This is a genomic window from Polynucleobacter sp. JS-JIR-II-b4 (assembly GCF_018687815.1).
Lineage (GTDB): Bacteria > Pseudomonadota > Gammaproteobacteria > Burkholderiales > Burkholderiaceae > Polynucleobacter.
Genome location: NZ_CP061306.1, coordinates 315,861 through 335,955 on the forward strand (window position 1 = coordinate 315,861; position 20,095 = coordinate 335,955).

Below are 20,095 nucleotides of genomic sequence, written 5' to 3' on the forward strand. Positions count from 1 at the left end.
CTCCGAGCAAGAATGCATTTCCTCATGAACTCTATGACGAGTGAGGATGGCACTCCACAATCGTTTTGGATTCAGTTTCCGTACCCTTTTTTGGTCAAATCCTTGTTATGGTCTTTTGCCACTATTTATTGTGTGTTGAATGCTGGGCAGAGTCAGGCTCAAGCCAGAATAAATGAAGTAGGTACTCAGGCTGTAGACCAAGTGAGCGTCTCATCAGTAACTGCTGAAGAGTCTTTGTCGCCAAAAATAGTAAAAGGTGAGCGCTTAAGCGATTGGTTATTACGAGATCATCAGGCGGAGCAATCTCCCGCTCAACAACAAACCCCTGAAGGCAATCCTAAAGCACCTTTCTATCTAGGAAGCTCATGGCTAACGCCTGTAGAGATACCGGACCAAGCAAAAGCGAAACAGAACTTATTAGATAGCTTGGATAAAATCCCGTTTCCTGTGGATGACCCAGCAGCTTTGCAAACGAAGGCATCTTTAACGAGGTTGATTGATTCCATGTCGGTGACTGGGCGCGTGGTGTTGCCCAATACCAATCCCCGTTTCTTGCAGGCTAACCCAAAGCAAGATCCCATTTTGCGTGGTAACGAGAAGGTGGTTGTTCCAATCACGCCGCAAAGTGTGACAGTGATTCGGAATAACGGAACTTTGTGTCAGATTGCCTATCGCCCTCATATTGAGACTCGGGTTTATTTAGAGGGATGTGCGCTCAAAGGCAAGGATCGAGAGCGTCAGCCAGATTGGGCATGGCTAGTCGAACCAAATGGCTCAGTCCATCAAGTTCCCACAGCCGCTTGGAATGCTGCCCAACAAATATTTCCGGCGCCTGGCTCTTGGATTTGGGCTCCTCCTCGGTATAGTGAGTGGACCAGTGCAGCAGGGGAAGCTTTTTCAAAAAATCTGGCACAGTTCTTGGGGACACAAGGACCCTCTGGTTTACCGCAAAGCCCTGGTATCAATGAGTCACAAATCGCCTATTTACCAAGATTAGGACCTCGAGAAATTTATAGCGCCTCTCGTAACCTCCCCATCTCTAATAATTTATGGGGTGAGACCGGCTTACTTCAAGTCCCATCAGCAAGAGTAGCTCCTGCCGGAACAGGTTCAGCCTCCTTGGCTTTGTGGCAGCCTTATGGCACAGTCAATTTAGGCTTTGCCCCATTAGATTGGTTTGAATTTGCCGTTCGATACACCAACATTAATAACGTACCGTACGGCTCCCAAGAACTCGCGGGTGGGCAGTCTTATAAAGATAAAAGTGCAGGTGTGAAATTTAGAGTTTGGGAGGAAAGTGCTTATATTCCCCAAATTGCTGTAGGTATACGTGATATTGCTGGTACAGGATTATTTAGCTCCGAATACGCTGTTGCTAGTAAACGGTATAACGATTTTGACTTGAGTTTGGGTGTGGGCTGGGGTCAGTTGGGTACCCGCAATAATATGAGCAATCCCATGAGTATTTTTGGCTCAAGTTTTAAAACTAGACCAGCACCAACGGTGGGCCAAGGCGGCACCGTCAATACTGGCGCCTTGTTTCATGGTACGAGTGCCCTGATCGGGGGGGTCCAATACCATACCCCTTGGGATCCTTTGGTCTTAAAGTTGGAGTTGGATGGCAATAGTTATCAACAAACACCGCAGCCAGATTTACCGTTTGGGCAAAACTTGACCACCAAAACGATGTTCAATTTCGGCGCAACCTATCAAGGCAGTTTTTGGGACGTCACAGTGGGTTTGCGTGGTGGACAGCAGGTGATGTTTGCCCTCAATTTACATGATCGCATCGATCTATTAAGCACTCCGAAAGTGGCTCAAGCAAAACCCGTTACAGTTGCACTCAAACCTGTTGGCTCCTATGACCCGGTAATGCCTGAAGTACTTGCTTCCAATAGCGGCAATGTAAATGGTGTGATTGGCTTCAGTCAAACTCAGAGTGCCACCAAGAGTCAGACTCAAGCAGCCCTCAAAACAAACCTTAAGGCTTCAGTCAACAACATCACGAACCCTAGCAATCAAAATGCTCAAGACATCGCAAATCGAGCGATTAAAAAATATGCTTTAGAGGCTCAGTCAAACAAGGGGCTGGTTTCTCAAAATGGAGGGGGGATTGATTTAAATACCCCATCAACAATGAGGGGCAGCTCCTCCTTGGAGGGGGGTTCTGCAAATGGCCTACGTGAGGCTAGTCAGTTAACTGCGGTCTACCACCAGACCTTGCTCGATTTTGAGGCTCAAACCCAGTGGAAAGTAAGCAGTCTGAGTGCGCAGGGTGATGTTTGGACATTGAATTTACAGGATGCCAGCGGTATTTTCATTCGCAATCGACTGGCTCGCGGTGTTGCGGTAATGCATCGTGATGCGCCCTCTCAAATTCAGTATTTTGAGATTCGTCTCAATAACTGGGGAATGTTAGTCAGTCAGTATCGTATTAATCGCAAAGATTGGATGTTGGCAGAGACGCAGTTATTACCACCCTCTGAGAGGCATCCTACTGTCCTCACGCAAAATCCTAGCGCTTACTCCACGCTGTGGAGCAACCGTTCATTGCCATCGGAATCTTCTTCTGCGCCTCCTTTATCAAATGCTACGGAGGAGTCCTTAGGAAAAACGCTAGCGACTCTGGAGCAAAATCCACTACAAACCAATTTGGGTGTCAGCTATAACCAGATCGTTGGCGGCCCTAACACGCCCTTGCTATTTGCATTGGGCGCGAAAGGTGACGCATCTTATAAATTCAGAGAGAACACCTGGGTTACGGGAACCGTGAATGCCCGTGTATTGGATAACTTTGGAAAGTACACCTATCAGCCTCCCCCCGATGGACTTTACCCAGTTCGCACTAATATTAGGCAATACATGACTACTTCAGTAGTTACCATGCCTAATTTGCAGGTGACCAATGCCGGTCAGTTAGGCGGGAATCACTTTGCGAGTGTATATGCAGGCTACTTGGAGATGATGTTTGCTGGAGCAGGTGCCGAGTATCTTTGGCGTCCTGTGGATAGCTCTATTGCATTAGGAGCAAATATTAACCGGGTCTATCAGCGCCAATTTAACCAGTGGACTTCATTTCAGAACTACAAGGTAAATACTGGCTTTGTAACGGGCTACTGGGATACTGGTGTACAAGATATTTTGGTAAAGCTCAGTTTAGGTCAATACTTAGCAGGGGACCGCGGAGGCACCTTGGATTTATCTAGGGTCTTTCAAAACGGGGTCAAAATTGGTGCATATGCAACTCGTACCAACGTGAGTTATTCGGCATTCGGTGAAGGCAGTTTTGATAAAGGTCTTTATGTAACTGTGCCCTTTGATGCCTTCTTTGCCAGAAACAGCGACTCTACAGCCAATTTATTGTTTACCCCCCTTATTCGTGACGGTGGTGCCATGCTCTTTAGGAAATACCAGCTCTACGATATGACGCGCACCCGCGATAGTCGGGCATTGTCATTTGGACCGGATTAAGTTCGGCAACATGAAATTAGCGGCATTAAGATTCTAAAAGGCCGGAATTGGGCTGAAAAGCGTGTTTGAGCGGGGAATTTTGCTAAAATCGTCCACTTAGTATTAAGTATTTTAAGTATTAAAACTTATTTTTTTAAATTGAAGACAGGTTACTAGCCTTCTGAAAATATCGGCAATATCTTAATTAATTAAACCTTACGCACTTTTACTTCATTAGCACTTATTTTTTAATTTAACCCATGTTCAAAATAAAACTGCGCCATTATTGGAATCGCTTTTGCGAGTTAGGCAATGCTCCTAGTAGCAGTCCCTCGTCCAAAAGAAATTCATTTCGCAGTGGTTTTCAGCGCTCAGTTTGGGCGTTTATTTTTCTATTTGGGTATCTAGTGCTTGCATCAAAGCGGCTTTATGGTGCGAAAGCCTCCATGAATAACAATGGTATTTATCTGCTTCTATTGTTTGGAATGATTGCAGCCGGAATGGGAGCCTTTTTTGCACCCAGAATTTCTGCTTTTATTCACTCACAATCATTATCGGGGCGCCGTGAGAAGTCGAGTAAATCTCGCCAGTCATCAAGGTCGCAGTCGGGGCGTCGACATCACCGCGAAAGATCCTCTGGAGGTAGTAGCAATCAAGGTCACCAAACAGAGACAGTCGATTCAGCATCAGAATTGAGTCAAGCTGCAAGCTCAGACTCCACCCACTCTGGACGATCAAATTAATGGCGTTTCGGATTATGACCGTCTGTACTGCAAACATTTGTAGAAGCCCCGTAGCTCAAATTTTTTTATCTCGCTTTTTGCATCATTTACCCGTAGAAGTACATTCGGCTGGAACTTTAGCAATCACAGGAAATTACGCTGACCAAACAATGCAAGCTTTACTCAGAGATAAGGGGTACTCTCATATTAATGACCATCGCTCGCAAGCTTTGATGCCTTCGCTCATTAGTAAATACGATCTACTCTTGTGCATGGAGGATGCGCATTTGAATTGGATTACGCAGCGCAGTCCCGTTGCAACTGCTAAGGTGAAATTATTGGGGCATTGGGATAATAAGAGGCAGGTGTCTGATCCAATTGGGCAAGAACGTGCCGAGTATGAGCGCTCTGTAGAGGAAATCGAGTATCTCTCTACTCAGTGGGCAAAAAAATTGATTGATTTAGGGGTGTGCGTATGAAACGAGGATTGATCCTTTGGACCATCCTACTGATGTTGAGTATCTCTGGTTGTACGTTCCTACCAGGAATGTCTTCGCACTACTTTGCCCCTGAAGTAGTGGATGAGGGCCCCACTGAAGCGCCGTATACATTAGTGCGTATTACTCCCTCATTTTTAGATAATATGAATGGTGTTCAAGCGGCGCGCAATAAAAAGCCCGCAGGTGTTGGCCCATTTAATCCGCCTGCTTCTGACGTTTATAAGCTTGGCCCACAAGATGTATTACGCATTTTTGTTTGGGGCAATCCTGATTTAACTCCAGTGATCAATACTGCTACTGGTAGTAATGTGGCTAGCTCGCCGGCAGGAAGAACCATTAATGAAAATGGTGATGTCTTTTTCCCAATGGTTGGTGAGATCCATGCTGCTGACATGACGATTTCTCAGTTTCGAAAAGTGCTGACTCAGAAATTAAGTAAGTACATTAAAGACCCCCAAATTGACGTAGACGTTGCAGGGTTTCGGAGTCAAAAAGTCTTTATCTCAGGAGAAGTCAAGGTACCTGGCATTATTCCTGTGACAGATCAGCCTCTACGTATTACTGATGCTATTGGTTTAGCGGGTGGACTCACTCCAGAGGCAGATCTTTATAACCTAGTGCTCACACGTGGCAAGGTGAGTGCCCAGATTGACCTAGACCGTATTTATTACGGTGGAGATACCTCGGCTAATTTATTGCTACAACACGGGGATGTCTTAGGGGTACCAGATCGTAATGTGCGCAAAATCTTTGTCTTGGGCGAAGTGGGTAATGCGAATGGTGTCAATCAATCTCGTTCCTACATCATGCGTCGAGGCAGGATGAGTTTGGCGGAAGTTTTATCTGATGCTGGTGGAACCAACCCCTTCTCTTCAGCCTCAAATAAAGTGTATGTCATGCGCGCTGATGAAAATGGAGATCCGATTATTTATCACTTAGCCGCAAGAGACCCTGTAGCCATGGTGATGGCTGACCAGTTTGAAATGCGCCCACGCGATGTAGTCTTTGTATCGCCGACTGATATGGTTGAAATCGGCCGCTTCATAGGTCAGTTTTTTCCTCTGACCTCCGCAGTTCAGACTGTCAAAGCAACCCCCTTTTAAAAGTAAGCAGGCTCTATTCATGAACACTGAAGTTAATTCAAACGGACAGCCCAATCAAAATGATAGTGGCGCACGTTTGATTCAAGAAGAGTCTCATGGCATTTCAATAGTAGAAATTGTTGAGAACGTTTATTTTTTTCGGTGGTTCTTTTTTGCCACCTTTGCGCTCATTACTTCCTTTGCTATTTTGTATGCGCTCTTTTCTCCCCCAATCTACAGAGCCGACACCCTCATTCAAGTGGAGGAGAAAAAAAGCGCTAGCTTAGGTGCTCTGAAAGATCTGACGAATGCGTTAGGGAGTGGCGGCAGCTCACCCGTTTTAGGGGAGATCGAGATTATCCGGTCCCGCACGGTGATTGGAGAGGCGGTAGAAGCGCTGAAAGCCAATATTAGCGTTAGCGTAGATAACCGCTTACCTATTGTAGGTGGTTGGCTTTCCCGTATTCTGAGTAAAGGCTCGGATGGCTTGGCGACTCCTTTATGGGGCGGTAGTTCTATAGCTTGGGGTGGCGAAAATTTAAAAATTGGGCGCATGGTTGTTCCGCCTAATATGTATGGTGAACCTTTTTATTTAACAATCGAGCCTGACCAATCTTGGAATTTGAGGGGTAGAGATGGCTCCAGCATTTTGACGGGCCAAGGTTTGAATACTGAGGCAGTCAGTGAAGATAAGAATTATTCACTCATGCTGGATCAATTCAAAGCCCGCCCGGGAACCGTATTCAAGTTAGTCGTCTATTCACCTCAATTGTTTATTTTAGATGTCCTTGATTACATCACTGCCGCTGAAACGAAGCGTCAATCAAGCATTATCAGAGTAACCTACGAAAGTTCTGATTCCCAGTACGCAGCAGGAATGTTGCGTGCGATTGCCGATGCTTATGTTGGGCAAAATATTAGCCGGCGCTCAGAAGAGTCGCAGAAAAGTTTAGCGTTTCTGAATAAAGAATTACCGCGCTTGAAGGCTGAATTAGAGGCGAACGAAGAGACTCTGAGTGAATATCGTCGCCAAAATAAATCGGTTGATATTCCGGGTGAGATTAAAGAATTGCTCACCCAAACAACAAATATTGAAAAAGCCCGCCTTGAATTGGAGTTAAAGCGTAAGGAGTATCAGACGCGTTATCAGCCCGATCACCCATTACTTAAAGGCGTGAACTTCCAATTAGCTCAAATTCAAACTCAAACTGGGCAGATGAATAAGGAAATTTCTAGTCTGCCTCAAGTTCAGCAAGACTATATTCGTAAAGAGCGAGATGTGGTCGTAAATAATCAGTTGTACGTCTCATTACTCAATAACGCCCAGCAACTTCAAATTGCTAAAGCGGGAACGATTGGCAATGTATATGTAGTGGATCCACCCGTCGCCCCTGAAATACCCTCTCGACCAGTCAAGCCTTTAGTGGTCGCTATTGGCGCACTCCTAGGACTTGTTTTAGGCTTTGTTGTTTGCCAGCTATTAGCTTTCTTATCGGGTGTTGTTAGAGATCCGAAAAAATTGGAGCAAGAGGTTGGCTTAAGTACTTTTGCAATTTTGCCGGTTGCTCAGGAGCAGATCGACATCATTGATGAAACCGATGATCAAGCGGTGTTTATGCTTTCTAAAGAAAGGCCTACTGCTATTCCAGTGGAGGCATTGCGTGCACTGCGAACCTCTACATTATTTGCACTTTCCGAGAAGCCTCGCTCTAAAGTTATTCTGATCACTTCAGCGGTACCCTCCCAAGGAAAATCGTTTATTTCGGCTAACCTTGCTTATCTATTGGCATCTACGGATAAACGCGTGCTCCTAATTGAGGCTGACGTGCGCAGAGCTTCACTGCACCGCTATATTGCTTTTGGTAAAGATGACCCAGGCTTAACAAGCGTTCTAAGGGATAAACATAGCGTAGATACCGTCATTTTGAGTAATGTCTACGAAAAATTAGATTTTCTACCGGCTGGCTTAACCGTAAAGAATCCTGGCGACATGCTTTCATCCGATGCCATGATTGAGTTAATTAATACCATGGCTGAACGCTATGATTATGTGGTGATCGACTCACCACCGCTTTTACCAGTAAACGATGCAAGATCATTAGCACGGGCCGCGGATGTAACCCTTTTTGTGGCACGTCAAAATATGACTTCGATCGCTGAGATTCGGGAAGCGATAGAGATTTTTGAAAAGGGTGGCTCAAAGATTGATGGTCTCATTTTTAATGGCTTTATTCCCTCACAGATTCGTTATGGCTATAACTACGGTTACGGCTACCGTAACTATGGTTTATATGGCCGATATGCAAGCTATGGCGGAAAATATGGACGTAAATACGGGCAATCGTATGATTCTCAAAAGGAATATCGTTACAAGGATTACGGTACAAAAGATACCAAAGCTAAAAAATGATTTTACAAAGACCTCAGTGGATAAATAACCGCTATTTTTTGATTGCTGCGATCTTTTATGCGGCAATGTTTATTCTTGCCTCAATGCACGTCTTGGAAAGTTCTTTGATATGGACTTTTAACGACAAACTTTTACATTTTGTAGCCTATTTTTTCTTGACTATCATGGTGTATTTGGGATTACGCGGGAGCCCCATTGGCGAGTTTTTGTTGCCAAGAGTGTTATGGTGCTTCGGTCTTGTTTCAGGGGCTGGAGCGCTTGATGAGTTTGCGCAATACTTTGTCGGTAGAGATGCAAGCTTTGATGATTGGTTGGCCGATACAGCCGCAGTCATTATTGCCCTCATGATAATCTTGCTCGGATATATAAGCCTAAAAGCTTTCAGACCAGACCCTATATCAGAGGATGATGATGAATAAGGGTCAACAACTTTCGTCATGTCCTTTGCTAGACCCCTCTGCAGAAGGTCAATAGATTATTATGTTTGAAGGTGAAATCCTAAGCACTTTCTTAGCTGGCATGCTTACTAGCATCCTAGTATTATTAGTCATTACCCACACAAGAGAAATTCATGAGGTGTGGACCTCGGGACCAAAAGAGGCGATTCAAAAAATGCATGCAGGTGCTGTGCCTCGTATTGGTGGAATAGGTATTCTTCTGGGAATGGGAGTAATGGTTGTGGTTTACCGACCCATTAACTCCATAGTCTTCTCGACCTTCATTGCGTCTAGCTTTATTTTTGCGATTGGATTTGCGGAAGACTTGAGTAACAAGATAAAAGTGTCTTGGCGTTTATTGCTTACTTTTATACCGGGTATTTTTATCGCAGTAAATTCAGGTATTTATCTAACCCATTTTGGTTGGGGGTGGATAGATTCATTGCTTTCCATTCAGTTTTTAGCAATTGGTTTTACTGCTTTCGCCCTTGCAGGAGTTAGCCATGCTTTTAATATGATTGACGGTTTGAATGGCTTAGTAAGTTTCACTAGTTTATGGATTTTAGGAGCTTATTTAAGTCTGGGATTTTATTATGACGATCTTCTAATTGTGCATATGTGTCTACTTCTGGCTGCCCCAATTCTAGGATTTTTGCTATTTAACTGGCCCTTAGGAAAATGCTTCTTAGGTGATGGAGGGGCATACCTGATCGGATTCTTCTTGGCATTTATTGGGGTGCTTTTAGCTGAGCGCCATTTGGTAATCTCACCCTTTGCACCATTGCTCATTTGCTCCTACCCAATTATTGAAGTTTTATATTCGAGTGTGCGCCGAATCTTAAAAGGTCGTAACTCTGGTGCTCCAGATAATCAACACTTACACCAACTCTTTAAATTTAGATTGATTAAGCCTCTGCTGAAAAAGCACAATCTTCAGACAGTGATTATCAATTCAATCACAGGCTTTGCTATTAGTTTGATTTGCTCGCCATTTTTGGTTTTGGCTGTTCTTTTTAAAACAGATCAAAATGTTCTGATTGGTCTATTTTTAATTGAGTTTTTTCTATACAGATTTCTATATAGATTTTTAGTTAACTCTAATGTGGAGCTTAAAGCCATAGTTAAGTCTTTTAAATAGAAGAACTTATAAAAACTAACAATAATTAGTTCGAAAATTTTTTATTAGCACTATTACTAGTTTTAATAAAGGCTTGATAGCCAATTTTTGCAAAGTCAAGTTCAATATTTTTATCCAAATTAAATAAGTTCATCAGATTGAAAATAAGAGACATTCTCTATCTAGCTCGGCTGACCCTACATGTTGAGGAAACTAAGGGTGATCGCCATAAAGAGCGATATAGATTGGCTAGAGTTGCTGCAATAAGCAATCTATTCTATAAAATTTCATTAATGGTTGTAATGATTTTCTCGGTTCGAATGACGCTTTTGTATTTGGGTGTAGAGCGTTATGGAATTTGGTTGACAATTTCTAGTTTGGTTGGGATATTAAATATTTTTGATTTAGGGGTTGGAAATGCATTAATTAATAGAGTTGCATCCGCATCCTCTAGAGTTAATAATAAAAAATTATGCAATATTATTAGTGGCGGATTATTCACATTAGGCCTTATTTCGTTTGCTGTCGGGATCTTATTTTATCTAGTGGTTGCTTTTGTGCCTTGGCATAGCCTTCTTAAAATTGATAATCAATTAATCTACCTAGAGACCTACGCAACTATAAAAACTTTTGTATTAATGTTTGCACTTACCATGTTTACAGAGGGGGTGAATAAAGTTTTTTATGGAATGCAACGAATATATGAGGCTAATATAATGCGCATTATTGGCGCATTTTTGACTTTGCCCTTTATTTGGTTTGCAATCAAGCTAAATGCAGGTATGCCCTATCTGCTGGTGGCAAGCATGTCTGGAGCTATAGTTGCAAATTTAGTGCTAATGGGATTATTGTTCTTGCGAAAGCAATTTTCACTAGAAAATCTATTCCTGAATTCAAGAATTGAGATGCCTCATCTTTTTAAGATGGGCGGACTATTTTTCTTCCTGCAAATGGGATCAATAGTAGTTTATGGGGCGGATAATCTAATTATTGCCAATTTTCTTGGTGCAACTTCTGTCGCAATTTACGGAGTGGTGCAAAAGATGTTTCAATTTACTAGTCAATCTTGTTTGGTTGTTAATAGTGGCCTTTGGCCTGCATATGCCAATGCAAAAGAGCATGGAGACAGCATTTTTATAAGGCATACATTAATAAAATCAATTCTTTTGACTTTGGCTATTGCTGTAAGTATGGGATTGATACTAATCATTTTCGGCGGTTCAATAATATCGCATTGGACTAATCATGAAATAATTGTATCGGTTGCATTACTAAGTGCTTTTTGTTTTTGGTCAATAGCTGATGCGGTAGCAAACTCATTTGCTATGTTTCTCAATGGACTTTCGTTACTAAAACCTCAGATGATGGCCTTGTTTACTCTTATTTTTTTTGGGATGCCTTTAAAGATTTGGCTGGCCAGTCAATTTGGTCTTGTGGCCATGTTGACGGGTTTCACAATATTCTTCCTAGCGAACATACTCTTTTGGTACTGTTTAGTAAATAAAGAGATAATTTTTTCTACGCTTTATGAAAAGAAATTTATATGATATTAATTCCAGTTTATAAACCTTCTTTATTTGGAAACGAAAGAAAATATGTTCTTGATTGCTTAGATTCAACATGGATATCGTCCAAAGGTGAGTACTTAAGAAAATTTGAGGATAAATTTTCAGAAAAAATAAATGTTAATTACGCTACAACCACATCCAACGGAACGGTGGCTCTGCATCTTGCACTTCTTTCTTTAGGAATTGGTGAGGGTGATGAAGTTATAGTGCCAACACTAACTTATATAGCTTCCGTAAATGCCATTACATATACTGGAGCAAAGCCGATTTTTGTTGACTCGCTGAGTGCTACATGGCAAATGGATCCGGCGGATGTAGAAAGAAAAATTACAAATAAAACAAAGGCGATAATGGCAGTCCATTTATATGGGCATCCATGTGAAATGGATGCGATTATGAGGATCGCTAATAAGCATGGATTATTAGTAATTGAAGATGCTGCAGAAGCTTTTGGGTCAAGATATAAAAATATTCCTGTCGGAGGTATTGGACATATAGCTACCTTTAGTTTTTTTGGTAATAAAACCATCACCACCGGCGAGGGAGGCATGGTTGTTACTAACGATAAAACCTTGATTGATAGAGCAATTCACTTTAAAGGCCAGGGCTTAGCTGCACATAGGCAGTATTGGCATGACGTAATTGGCTATAACTATCGAATGACAAATATCTGTGCGGCAATTGGGTTGGCGCAGATTGAACAGGCTGATATTTTTATTAAAAGAAAACGAGAAATTGCCGCGAGATATATTCAGGGCTTAAAGGATCTTCCTATTAAAGTTCATGAAGAGTCTCCGGATGTGTTTCATAGTTACTGGATGTTCTCAATTTTAGTTGATCCAACAAAACGAGATGGTTTACGAGAATTTTTGCTTGAAAATGGAATCGAGACTAGACCTCTCTTTTATCCCGTTCATACAATGCCAATGTATAGCAATTCTTTTCAGTCCCATCGTGTCGCAGAGGATTTGGGCTGGAGGGGGTTAAATTTACCTAGCTATCCAAGCCTTGAGGATGATGAGATTTTATTAATTTGCAACTGCATCCGAAAATTTTTTCTTAATTCAAAATCTATCGATTTTAAAAAAAGGTGAGGATATAAAGCATATCAATTGATAGTTTGATTTGAGCTGGATAGTTGAATTACCTTCTCCTATAAGCATAGGGCTTATCGAATATTTCAATTAGAGGGGCTTAAATTTTCTGCCGGAGTAGAATCATCATTTCAGGTATGGGTCGCCCTCAAGGCGGCTTCTAACTTGTTTGGCAGGCGTTCCGTAAGCGACTTGATTGCTTGGTAAGTCTTGATTTAAGTAACTATTAGCGCCAATGACGCAATCGCTACCTATCTTTAGCCCGTGTTTAATTATCGCGCCAATTGAAATAGCAGAACGCAAACCGATTTCAACTGTTCCGCCGGTTATCACTCCTGGTGCTAGAGATGAGTAATCAGACATTATGCAGTCATGGTCAATTGAGGATTGAGTATTTATTAAGCAAAATTTGCCAACCTTTGAGTTGGGGCCAATAATTGCATTTGGCATGATCACTGTGCCTTCTCCAATGGACGCGAATGAGGAGATTATTGCGGATGCATGAACTAAGGGCGGGAATTTCAAATTAGCATGTTTTGACCGTAGTTCATAGTAAATGCGCTCCCTAGTTGAATTATCACCAATAGCTATTCCAAAGTTATAAAGATCCAAATCCCCCAACTCTGCAATATTTCCCGCTATGTTGATGCCAAGTAAGTTCTGTCCAATTTTATTTTTGTCTACAAAGCATTTAATTGCATAGCCGGCTGAAAGGGCAACATTTGCAAAGCTTACCGCGTGTCCACCGGCACCAATAATCACCAATGATCCTAAGCATGTCGATTTATTGATATGTCTAACATGCTCGTTGTCTATTTTTTGCATTGAAATTCACTTTTGGTTTGATGGACGCTTTTTAATTTTACGTAGTGTAACTACAGAGGTGAGGAATATTAAATTTTTAACCGAGAGATAAAAATAGACTTATCCATCACAGACTACCATTTTTTTGATAAGAATCTTCAGAGAGCTGAATAAGACTACATTTACTTGCACAGTAAATTGGCTCTTACTAAATGCCATGATTAATGTATTAAAAATAAGCCTATAGATGCCCAACAGGTAAGATATTTGGAGATAAAAAAATTATAATTACAATAAGATCTTGATCATTCTTCTTTATACATCTAAAGCTGTTGGAAAATTCTCTAGCATCAAATGTTGGTGGTATCTATAATCTATTCATCAATTCAATGTGTTGAAAATTTAAGTTTTTAATATTACTTTTTTATAGATCAGGCAGAAATAAAGAATCAAAAATTTAGAATTTCGGGAATTTTTATAACTAACCCGCTTTAACGTGTTGCAAATTAATTTCAAATAATGGGTAATGATGGAGAAATTAAGAAAATTCCGAAGCATATCTACGTAGGGTGTCGATAAAAAATTTAGTTAATGTTGAAAGTCAATTTAAGCAAAAGGTAGCAGTGTGAAAAAAATAGGAATTCTTTTTGATGGTTTTGATTGGTGGGGTGGGGGTATAAGTTTTGTAGAGTTTATTCTGAGCGGAATTGTTAGTTATGCTGAAACTCAAGGTGATTATAAAATATATGTAATTAAAAAAAATAATATTTCAAGAAAATTACTAAGCTATATTTACTTATGTAAAAATATTTTTAGTAAAAATATACTAAATTCAGTATCTCTTTTTAAAAGTACAAAGAATCCCTTGGGATCGGAGGCAACTAGACGCTTAAAGAATATTTCACAAAAAATATTATTTATTCAGTATTTTCAAACCTTAGCCTCTCTTAATTCTCTTCTCCATAAGCACGATATAGATTGCGTGACCTTAACCTTAAAGCCCTTGGGTAAATTGCGCACAAAGTGGATAGGATATGTTCCAGATTGTCAGCATAAATATTTCCCGTATTTTTTTTCTGAAAGTGAAATTAAGGCAAGGGATAAATTAATATTGCAGATGTTAAATTGTGCTTCAGATGTAATATGTAATGGAAGAGAGGTAAGGGCCGACTTGTTGAAGTTTTATGGTCAAGAAATTAATAGCGTACCAAATATTCATTCGTTACCTTTTACCCCATATCTCTCCCGTACTCAAATTGAGGCAGCATATAATCCTAGCCATAACTTAAAAAAATACGGTTTGAAAAAAAATCAGTACTTTATTATCTGTAATCAATTTTGGGCGCACAAAGATCATGCTACTGCATTCGTTGCTTTCAATAATTTTTATAAAAATTTAGATAATGCTGAAAGCGATTGGCATTTAGTTTGCACGGGAGCACAAAATGATTATCGAGACCCAAGTCATTTTGAAAAGCTAACTAAATTATTGGAAGAGCTAAAGATTAAAAGCCAAGTTATATTAACTGGTCATATTGATCGATTGGATCAACTGTGTCTGTTGGCTATGTCCGCTGGTGTCATTCAGCCCACGCTTTTTGAGGGTGGTCCCGGTGGAGGGGCAGTTTATGATGGAGTTTCTTTGGGAAAGGTTTGTTTTACCACCAGTATTCCAATTAATTTAGAGGTTGAAGCGGAGCAGATTGAGTATTTCCCTCCGGGGGACTCAGATGAATTAAGTAAATTACTGAACCATCAAGCCTTGTTGATGGAAGATAAAGATATTTGCGTCGAAAAACTAGTGGAAAAAAGTAAAAAAAATCAGTTAAATTTGGGGAAATTTATATATTCTATTATTAAATGATAGTTTATTTAAAATGGATATTATATAAATATAATGCTTAAACTCTATTGGTGGAATAAAGAAAATTTCGGAGATTGGATTTCTCCATATATTTTTAAAAAATATTTAATCCCATATAAATATAGTGAGTTGATTGATGCCGATGTTGTATCCTTAGGCTCTACTCTTGGATGGAGTATTAAATCTTTTAAATTCATATTTCGAAGAAAAGAATTATCAGTTTTGGGTACAGGTTGCATGTCTAATTTTAGTTTATCTTTTTTTGACAAAATTAGAGTTAAATCTCATAAATTTTTATTATTGAGAGGGCCCTTAACTTTAAATATATTTAGGAACTATGCTGGTATTCATACTCCATGTGGAGACCCTGGTCTACTAGTTGGAATATTTAATGAAGCAGCTAAAATTAAAAATTATGAATGTGGAATCATACCTCACCACTCTCAATATTTAGACTTTCTAAAAATTGATATTCCTTCAAAATGGAAGTTAATAGACCCAAGAACAACTGATTGCGAAGAAGTAATTAACGCAATAGCAGATTGTGAATTTATAATGAGTCAATCTCTTCATGGGTTAATTGTTGCAGATTCTCTTCAGATTCCAAATGCTTGGATATGGAACCGCGACCTACATGAAGGAGGAAAGTTTAAATTCTTTGACTATTTTTTAACTGTTAAAAGACCATCCCCTTTGGTTTATCAATTTGAAGATTTTAGCGATATTAATTTGGATAATTTTGAAACAATTAAATATAATAAATTTCTAATAGATAAAAATACTCTTGAAAGTAGACAGAGAGTAATAATAGAAGCATTTAATCTTGTAAAAAATAAATATCCTATTTAGTTATATTAATGTGAAAAAAAATAATAATTTTATTAATATCTACCTAGTATTAATTCCATCTCTCATGTTTATAGAGATGAAAGTTGTAGGACGACTCTACTTATCTGAGGCTATCCTTCTATGTATTTTGCCTTTTGTGTATAGGATTCGCTCAAGACTTCTTTTCTCTCACTGGCCAAAAACTTTAATATTCCTAATAATACTGTGGCTTACTTCACAAATACTGACTGATATCATCAGGATGACACCTTTTGAGGACTGGACTAGGGGTTGGTCAAAGATTATTTTCTTATTAACGGATTTTATTGCTATATATTTATTAATAGATAATAGGGTAAATCGTTATTTATTATTTGCACTGGGCTTGGCATTTGGAAAATTGCTTACTTTTTACTTTAATCCCAATATTTATGCTATAGACGAACCTTGGAAGTTTGGATACGGAGCTGCAATTACCATCTTAGCAGTCATTTATGTTCAGTTGGGAATTTCTAAAAGGTCCGTACTATATAACATTAGTATATTAATTATCTTAGCTTTTGCTAATATATTTATGGGGTTTAGGTCTCTTGGTGCAGTTTGTTTGGCAACTGCCATTATGTTTTACGTACTTATTAATAATCAAAATAAAGTTGTACGGATTAAATTTAAAAATATCGTATTTTTATTGACATTAGGTATTATTTCATTTTTCATTTTTTATAAAATGTATGAATATATGGCGCTATCTGGATTATTGGGGGCTGTACAAGAAGATAAATTTTTAAATCAATCATCAGGTGATTTTGGTTTCCTATTGGGTGGTCGCAATGAACTTTTCGCATCGGTACAGGCCGTTATTGACTCTCCATTAATTGGTCATGGATCTTGGGCTAAAGATCCTAAGTATCGAGATATTATGTTTGATGCATTAATTGAGCATGGTTATATCAGTGACAACTTAATTATCAATGATAATGATTTAATTCCATCGCATTCTCATATAATGGGTGCATGGGTTGAAGCTGGACTAATGGGAGCTTTATTTTGGATTTGGACTGTTAGTATTTCTTTTAAAACATTATCTAGGCTTCTTGCTGGCCCTAACCCATTATTCATCTTGGCATCTTTTTTCACTATTGGATTTATTTGGGATATAATATTTTCTCCTCTCGGTGCTGAAGCTAGGGTTAACGATGCTTTTACATTATCTTTGATGATTTATGTATTAACTTATAATAATAAAAATATAAAAAAATATTAGATTTTATGATTTCTATATGAGAATATCTATTGTTACGATTTCATTTAATCAGGCCCAATTCTTGGAGGAGGCAATCTGCTCAGTATTGGATCAGGATTACCATGATGTTGAATATATAGTTGTAGACCCTGGCTCAACTGACGGCAGTAGAGAGATTATTGAAAAGTATCGCTCGAGAATTTCAAAAGTGATACTTGATTCAGACTTTGGTCCCGCAGATGGCCTTAATAAGGGGTTTGCAGTAGCTACTGGTGAGATTTTTGGTTTTCTTAATTCGGATGATGTGCTTGAAAAGGGGGCACTTTCGAGCGTTGTTTATTATTTTGATAAATTTCCATTGATAGATGTCATATCTGGAAATACTTTTATAGTTGATTCGAATGGGCATTTAATACGACGTTTCTTTTCCGATAGGTATTCAATTTGGATGGCTGCCCATCACGCAGCAATTCTCTCTCAAGCATCCACATTTTTTCGATCAAAAAGTTATTTAAATGCTGGCGGCTTCAACATTAAAAACCGAATTGCATGGGATGGTGAGCTTTACTTGGATATGGCTTTATCGGGTGCTCGTTTTGCTTGTGCAACTGAATTTTGGAGCAAATTTCGGATTCATCAGGAGGGGATTACTGGCTCGGGAAAATTAGACAATCTCTATAGTGATTACTATGACCATATCTTTACTAAGGTTATGGGCCGAAGTCCAACAAAGCTAGATAGGGCACTCACTTTTCTCGCCCGATTTATAAGAAAAATTAAAAACCCTAGCGACACAAAAGAACGCTTATTTTACGGTCCAATTTATAGAGCTTCTTCTACTTAATATGCGTATTTTAATTACTGGGGGATCAGGATTTATCGGAACTAATTTGTTGGAATATTTTATTCAACAAAATCATGAAGTATGCAATTTTGATATAGTTGAACCTCGAAATTCTGCTCACTATTCTTATTGGCATAAAGGGGATTTGCTTGAACTTGAGAAATTGCAATCGGCTATCTTAGAGTTCTCCCCACAGATAATTTTTCATTTAGCTGCTAGAACAGACTTAAATGGGCATTCAATTGATGATTATCCTGCCAATACAACTGGAGTAAAAAATCTTATTACTGCAATTCAAGGCGTCAATTCGCTAGAGCGAATAATATTTGCCTCAAGTCGACTAGTTTGCAAGATTGGTTATGTGCCGAAGGACGAGTTCGACTATTGCCCAACTACCCCTTATGGTGAAAGCAAGGTAATTGGAGAGGAAATAGTACGTAATGCTTCCTCCAGCCTGAAATGCCTCAGTTTTATTGTAAGGCCGACATCTATTTGGGGTCCTTGGTTTGATGTACCCTATAAAAACTTCTTCCTAACCATTTCAAATAGTCATTACGTCCACCCGGGTGAAGGTAGCGTACTTAAGTCATTTGGTTTTGTTGGTAACACCGTTTATTGTCTTGACAGGTTGATGAATGCATCCAAGGATGTAGTTGCTAATCAGAATTTTTATCTCGCTGACTATCCGCCTATTAATCTCAAGTTATTTGCTATTCAGATTCAGCAGAAAATTGGCGTCAATCCAATTAAAACTCTTCCAATATTTTTATTGAGAGCAATTGCCTGTTTCGGTGACTTTTTGAAATTCTTGGGCTGGAAAAATCCTCCTTTAACCTCATTTCGACTGAGTAACTTAATAACACCTATGGTTTACGACACTGCTCCATTGGAAACTCTTTCTGGGGACTTGCCATACAGCATGGAAGAGGGTGTCGACATCACTATTAATTGGTTGCGTACTCAAGGCGATATTTAATGGGTGAGAAGCATCTTTTTCGAATAGTTCATGTAGCCGAGGATATGGCCAAAGTGTCAGGAGGTATTCCTGCGGTAGTTTGTCAACTTTCAGCACATCTTGCTTCAAGTTGTAACCATATTGATATAGCGCATGCAACTGGTAACCCTAGGTTGGCCCTATTCAATACAGAGGTGCACAATTTCCCTCCTAGCGGCTGGGGGAATTCATGGTCTTTGGGTCCTAGCCTGCGTCTTGGGCTATCTAATCTTATAAGCCCTAATAAAGAAAGTGGCCAAATACTTCATATTCATGGCGCCTGGTCAGCCCCACAATTTTTTGCAGCACGTAGAGCTCATAAAGTTGGCGTGCCATTTGTCTTTACAGCACACGGGATGTTGGAGCCTTGGCTTTGGAATCAACAGGGTTGGCGAATTAAGATGAAGAAAGAGGCTTACTGGGCAGCAATGGCTTATCCCGCTTTAAAAAATGCTAGTGCACTACATGCTATTACTCCTCTTGAGCGTGACTCACTATCTCGTCTATTTCCGCGTAAAAGTATTTCAGTTATTCCAAATGCAATTGAAGTAAGTGAGCAGGATTTGGGCCATCCTACCCAAGCGGAGCGAACAAAGAGCATCTTGTTTCTAGGTCGAATTGAGCCCAAGAAAGGTGTAGACATACTTCTTCATGCATTTTCAATTGCCTCTATTGGCAAAGAATGGGCAATGGATATTGTTGGTCCCATATGGTCAGATGCTTACATGGAGTCATTAAGATCAATTGCCAAGAAAAGTGGTGTAGGTGATAGGGTGCGATTTCATGGGCCAGTGTTTGGCGAAGAAAAACTGAGGCTAATTGATCGGGCATGGGTACTCGCAGCCCCCTCACACTCAGAAGTAATGGGCCTTGTCAATTTGGAGGCTTCTGCTAGATGCTTGCCTTCAATCACTACTTATCAAACTGGTTTACATGATTGGGAGAGGGGTGGGGGGATACTAATTGAGCCCAGTATTAATGCCTTGAAGCGAGCATTAGAAAATGCATGTTCTTGGAGCGATCTAGAGCAACGCGAGCGAGGGCTGTCCAGTCAGCGTTTAGTGTTTGAGCGCTATAGTTGGCACGCAGTGAAACCGCAGTGGATAGAGCTATACAATTCATTATTATAAATAGGGTT

The 20,095-nt window shown here is 39.9% G+C and carries 16 protein-coding genes; 15 read left to right on the plus strand and 1 reads right to left on the minus strand.

Annotated features, from left to right (window positions below; genetic code table 11):
* The first annotated feature begins 24 nt into the window (after positions 1–24).
* From ICV90_RS01720 to ICV90_RS01760, 9 genes are all read left to right on the plus strand, one after another.
* The gene (locus tag ICV90_RS01720) at positions 25–3,471 is read left to right on the plus strand and encodes a YjbH domain-containing protein (protein ID WP_215359168.1); all 3,447 of its coding nucleotides are present in this window, start codon (positions 25–27) and stop codon (positions 3,469–3,471) included.
* 425 nt (positions 3,472–3,896) lie between these two features.
* Positions 3,897–4,193, plus strand: coding sequence for a hypothetical protein (locus ICV90_RS01725; RefSeq protein WP_215359170.1), 297 nt, complete (start codon positions 3,897–3,899; stop codon positions 4,191–4,193).
* Complete coding sequence (locus ICV90_RS01730; protein WP_215359171.1) at positions 4,193–4,651, plus strand: hypothetical protein; 459 nt, start codon at positions 4,193–4,195, stop codon at positions 4,649–4,651. Before ICV90_RS01725 ends, ICV90_RS01730 begins: the two co-directional genes overlap by 1 nt.
* On the plus strand, positions 4,648–5,775 hold the full coding sequence (locus tag ICV90_RS01735) for a polysaccharide biosynthesis/export family protein (RefSeq protein ID WP_215359173.1): 1,128 nt from the start codon (positions 4,648–4,650) through the stop codon (positions 5,773–5,775). Before ICV90_RS01730 ends, ICV90_RS01735 begins: the two co-directional genes overlap by 4 nt.
* 19 nt (positions 5,776–5,794) lie before the next feature.
* Positions 5,795–8,164: a polysaccharide biosynthesis tyrosine autokinase gene (locus ICV90_RS01740; RefSeq protein ID WP_215359175.1), complete on the plus strand. Its 2,370-nt coding sequence runs from the start codon at positions 5,795–5,797 to the stop codon at positions 8,162–8,164.
* Positions 8,161–8,583: a VanZ family protein gene (locus tag ICV90_RS01745; RefSeq protein ID WP_215359177.1), complete on the plus strand. Its 423-nt coding sequence runs from the start codon at positions 8,161–8,163 to the stop codon at positions 8,581–8,583. Before ICV90_RS01740 ends, ICV90_RS01745 begins: the two co-directional genes overlap by 4 nt.
* Before the next feature lie 61 nt (positions 8,584–8,644).
* Complete coding sequence (locus tag ICV90_RS01750) at positions 8,645–9,739, plus strand: glycosyltransferase family 4 protein (protein WP_215359179.1); 1,095 nt, start codon at positions 8,645–8,647, stop codon at positions 9,737–9,739.
* Between the two features lie 224 nt (positions 9,740–9,963).
* Positions 9,964–11,265: an MATE family efflux transporter gene (locus tag ICV90_RS01755; RefSeq protein ID WP_215359182.1), complete on the plus strand. Its 1,302-nt coding sequence runs from the start codon at positions 9,964–9,966 to the stop codon at positions 11,263–11,265.
* Positions 11,262–12,380, plus strand: coding sequence for a DegT/DnrJ/EryC1/StrS aminotransferase family protein (locus ICV90_RS01760; RefSeq protein WP_215359184.1), 1,119 nt, complete (start codon positions 11,262–11,264; stop codon positions 12,378–12,380). The genes ICV90_RS01755 and ICV90_RS01760 overlap by 4 nt, the downstream gene beginning before the upstream one ends.
* 126 nt (positions 12,381–12,506) lie before the next feature.
* On the opposite strand, the gene ICV90_RS01765 is transcribed toward ICV90_RS01760, so the two are convergent.
* On the minus strand, positions 12,507–13,205 hold the full coding sequence (locus tag ICV90_RS01765) for an acetyltransferase (RefSeq protein WP_215359186.1): 699 nt from the start codon (positions 13,203–13,205) through the stop codon (positions 12,507–12,509).
* A 604-nt stretch (positions 13,206–13,809) separates the two neighbouring features.
* Here ICV90_RS01765 and ICV90_RS01770 point away from each other — a divergent pair.
* The 6 genes from ICV90_RS01770 (at position 13,810) to ICV90_RS01795 (ending at position 20,087) form a co-directional block, all read left to right on the plus strand.
* Positions 13,810–15,048: a glycosyltransferase gene (locus ICV90_RS01770; protein ID WP_215359188.1), complete on the plus strand. Its 1,239-nt coding sequence runs from the start codon at positions 13,810–13,812 to the stop codon at positions 15,046–15,048.
* 33 nt (positions 15,049–15,081) lie between these two features.
* Entirely contained in the window at positions 15,082–15,897 is an 816-nt protein-coding gene (locus tag ICV90_RS01775; RefSeq protein ID WP_215359190.1) for a polysaccharide pyruvyl transferase family protein, read from the plus strand.
* Between the two features lie 76 nt (positions 15,898–15,973).
* The gene (locus ICV90_RS01780; RefSeq protein ID WP_215359192.1) at positions 15,974–17,140 is read left to right on the plus strand and encodes a hypothetical protein; all 1,167 of its coding nucleotides are present in this window, start codon (positions 15,974–15,976) and stop codon (positions 17,138–17,140) included.
* 16 nt (positions 17,141–17,156) lie between these two features.
* Entirely contained in the window at positions 17,157–17,963 is an 807-nt protein-coding gene (locus ICV90_RS01785) for a glycosyltransferase family 2 protein (protein WP_215359194.1), read from the plus strand.
* 1 nt (position 17,964) lies between these two features.
* Complete coding sequence (locus ICV90_RS01790; protein ID WP_215359196.1) at positions 17,965–18,939, plus strand: NAD(P)-dependent oxidoreductase; 975 nt, start codon at positions 17,965–17,967, stop codon at positions 18,937–18,939.
* A gap of 44 nt (positions 18,940–18,983) precedes the next feature.
* A complete protein-coding gene (locus ICV90_RS01795) occupies positions 18,984–20,087 on the plus strand; it encodes a glycosyltransferase (RefSeq protein WP_215359198.1) in 1,104 nt (367 codons plus the stop codon).
* Positions 20,088–20,095 lie beyond the last annotated feature (8 nt).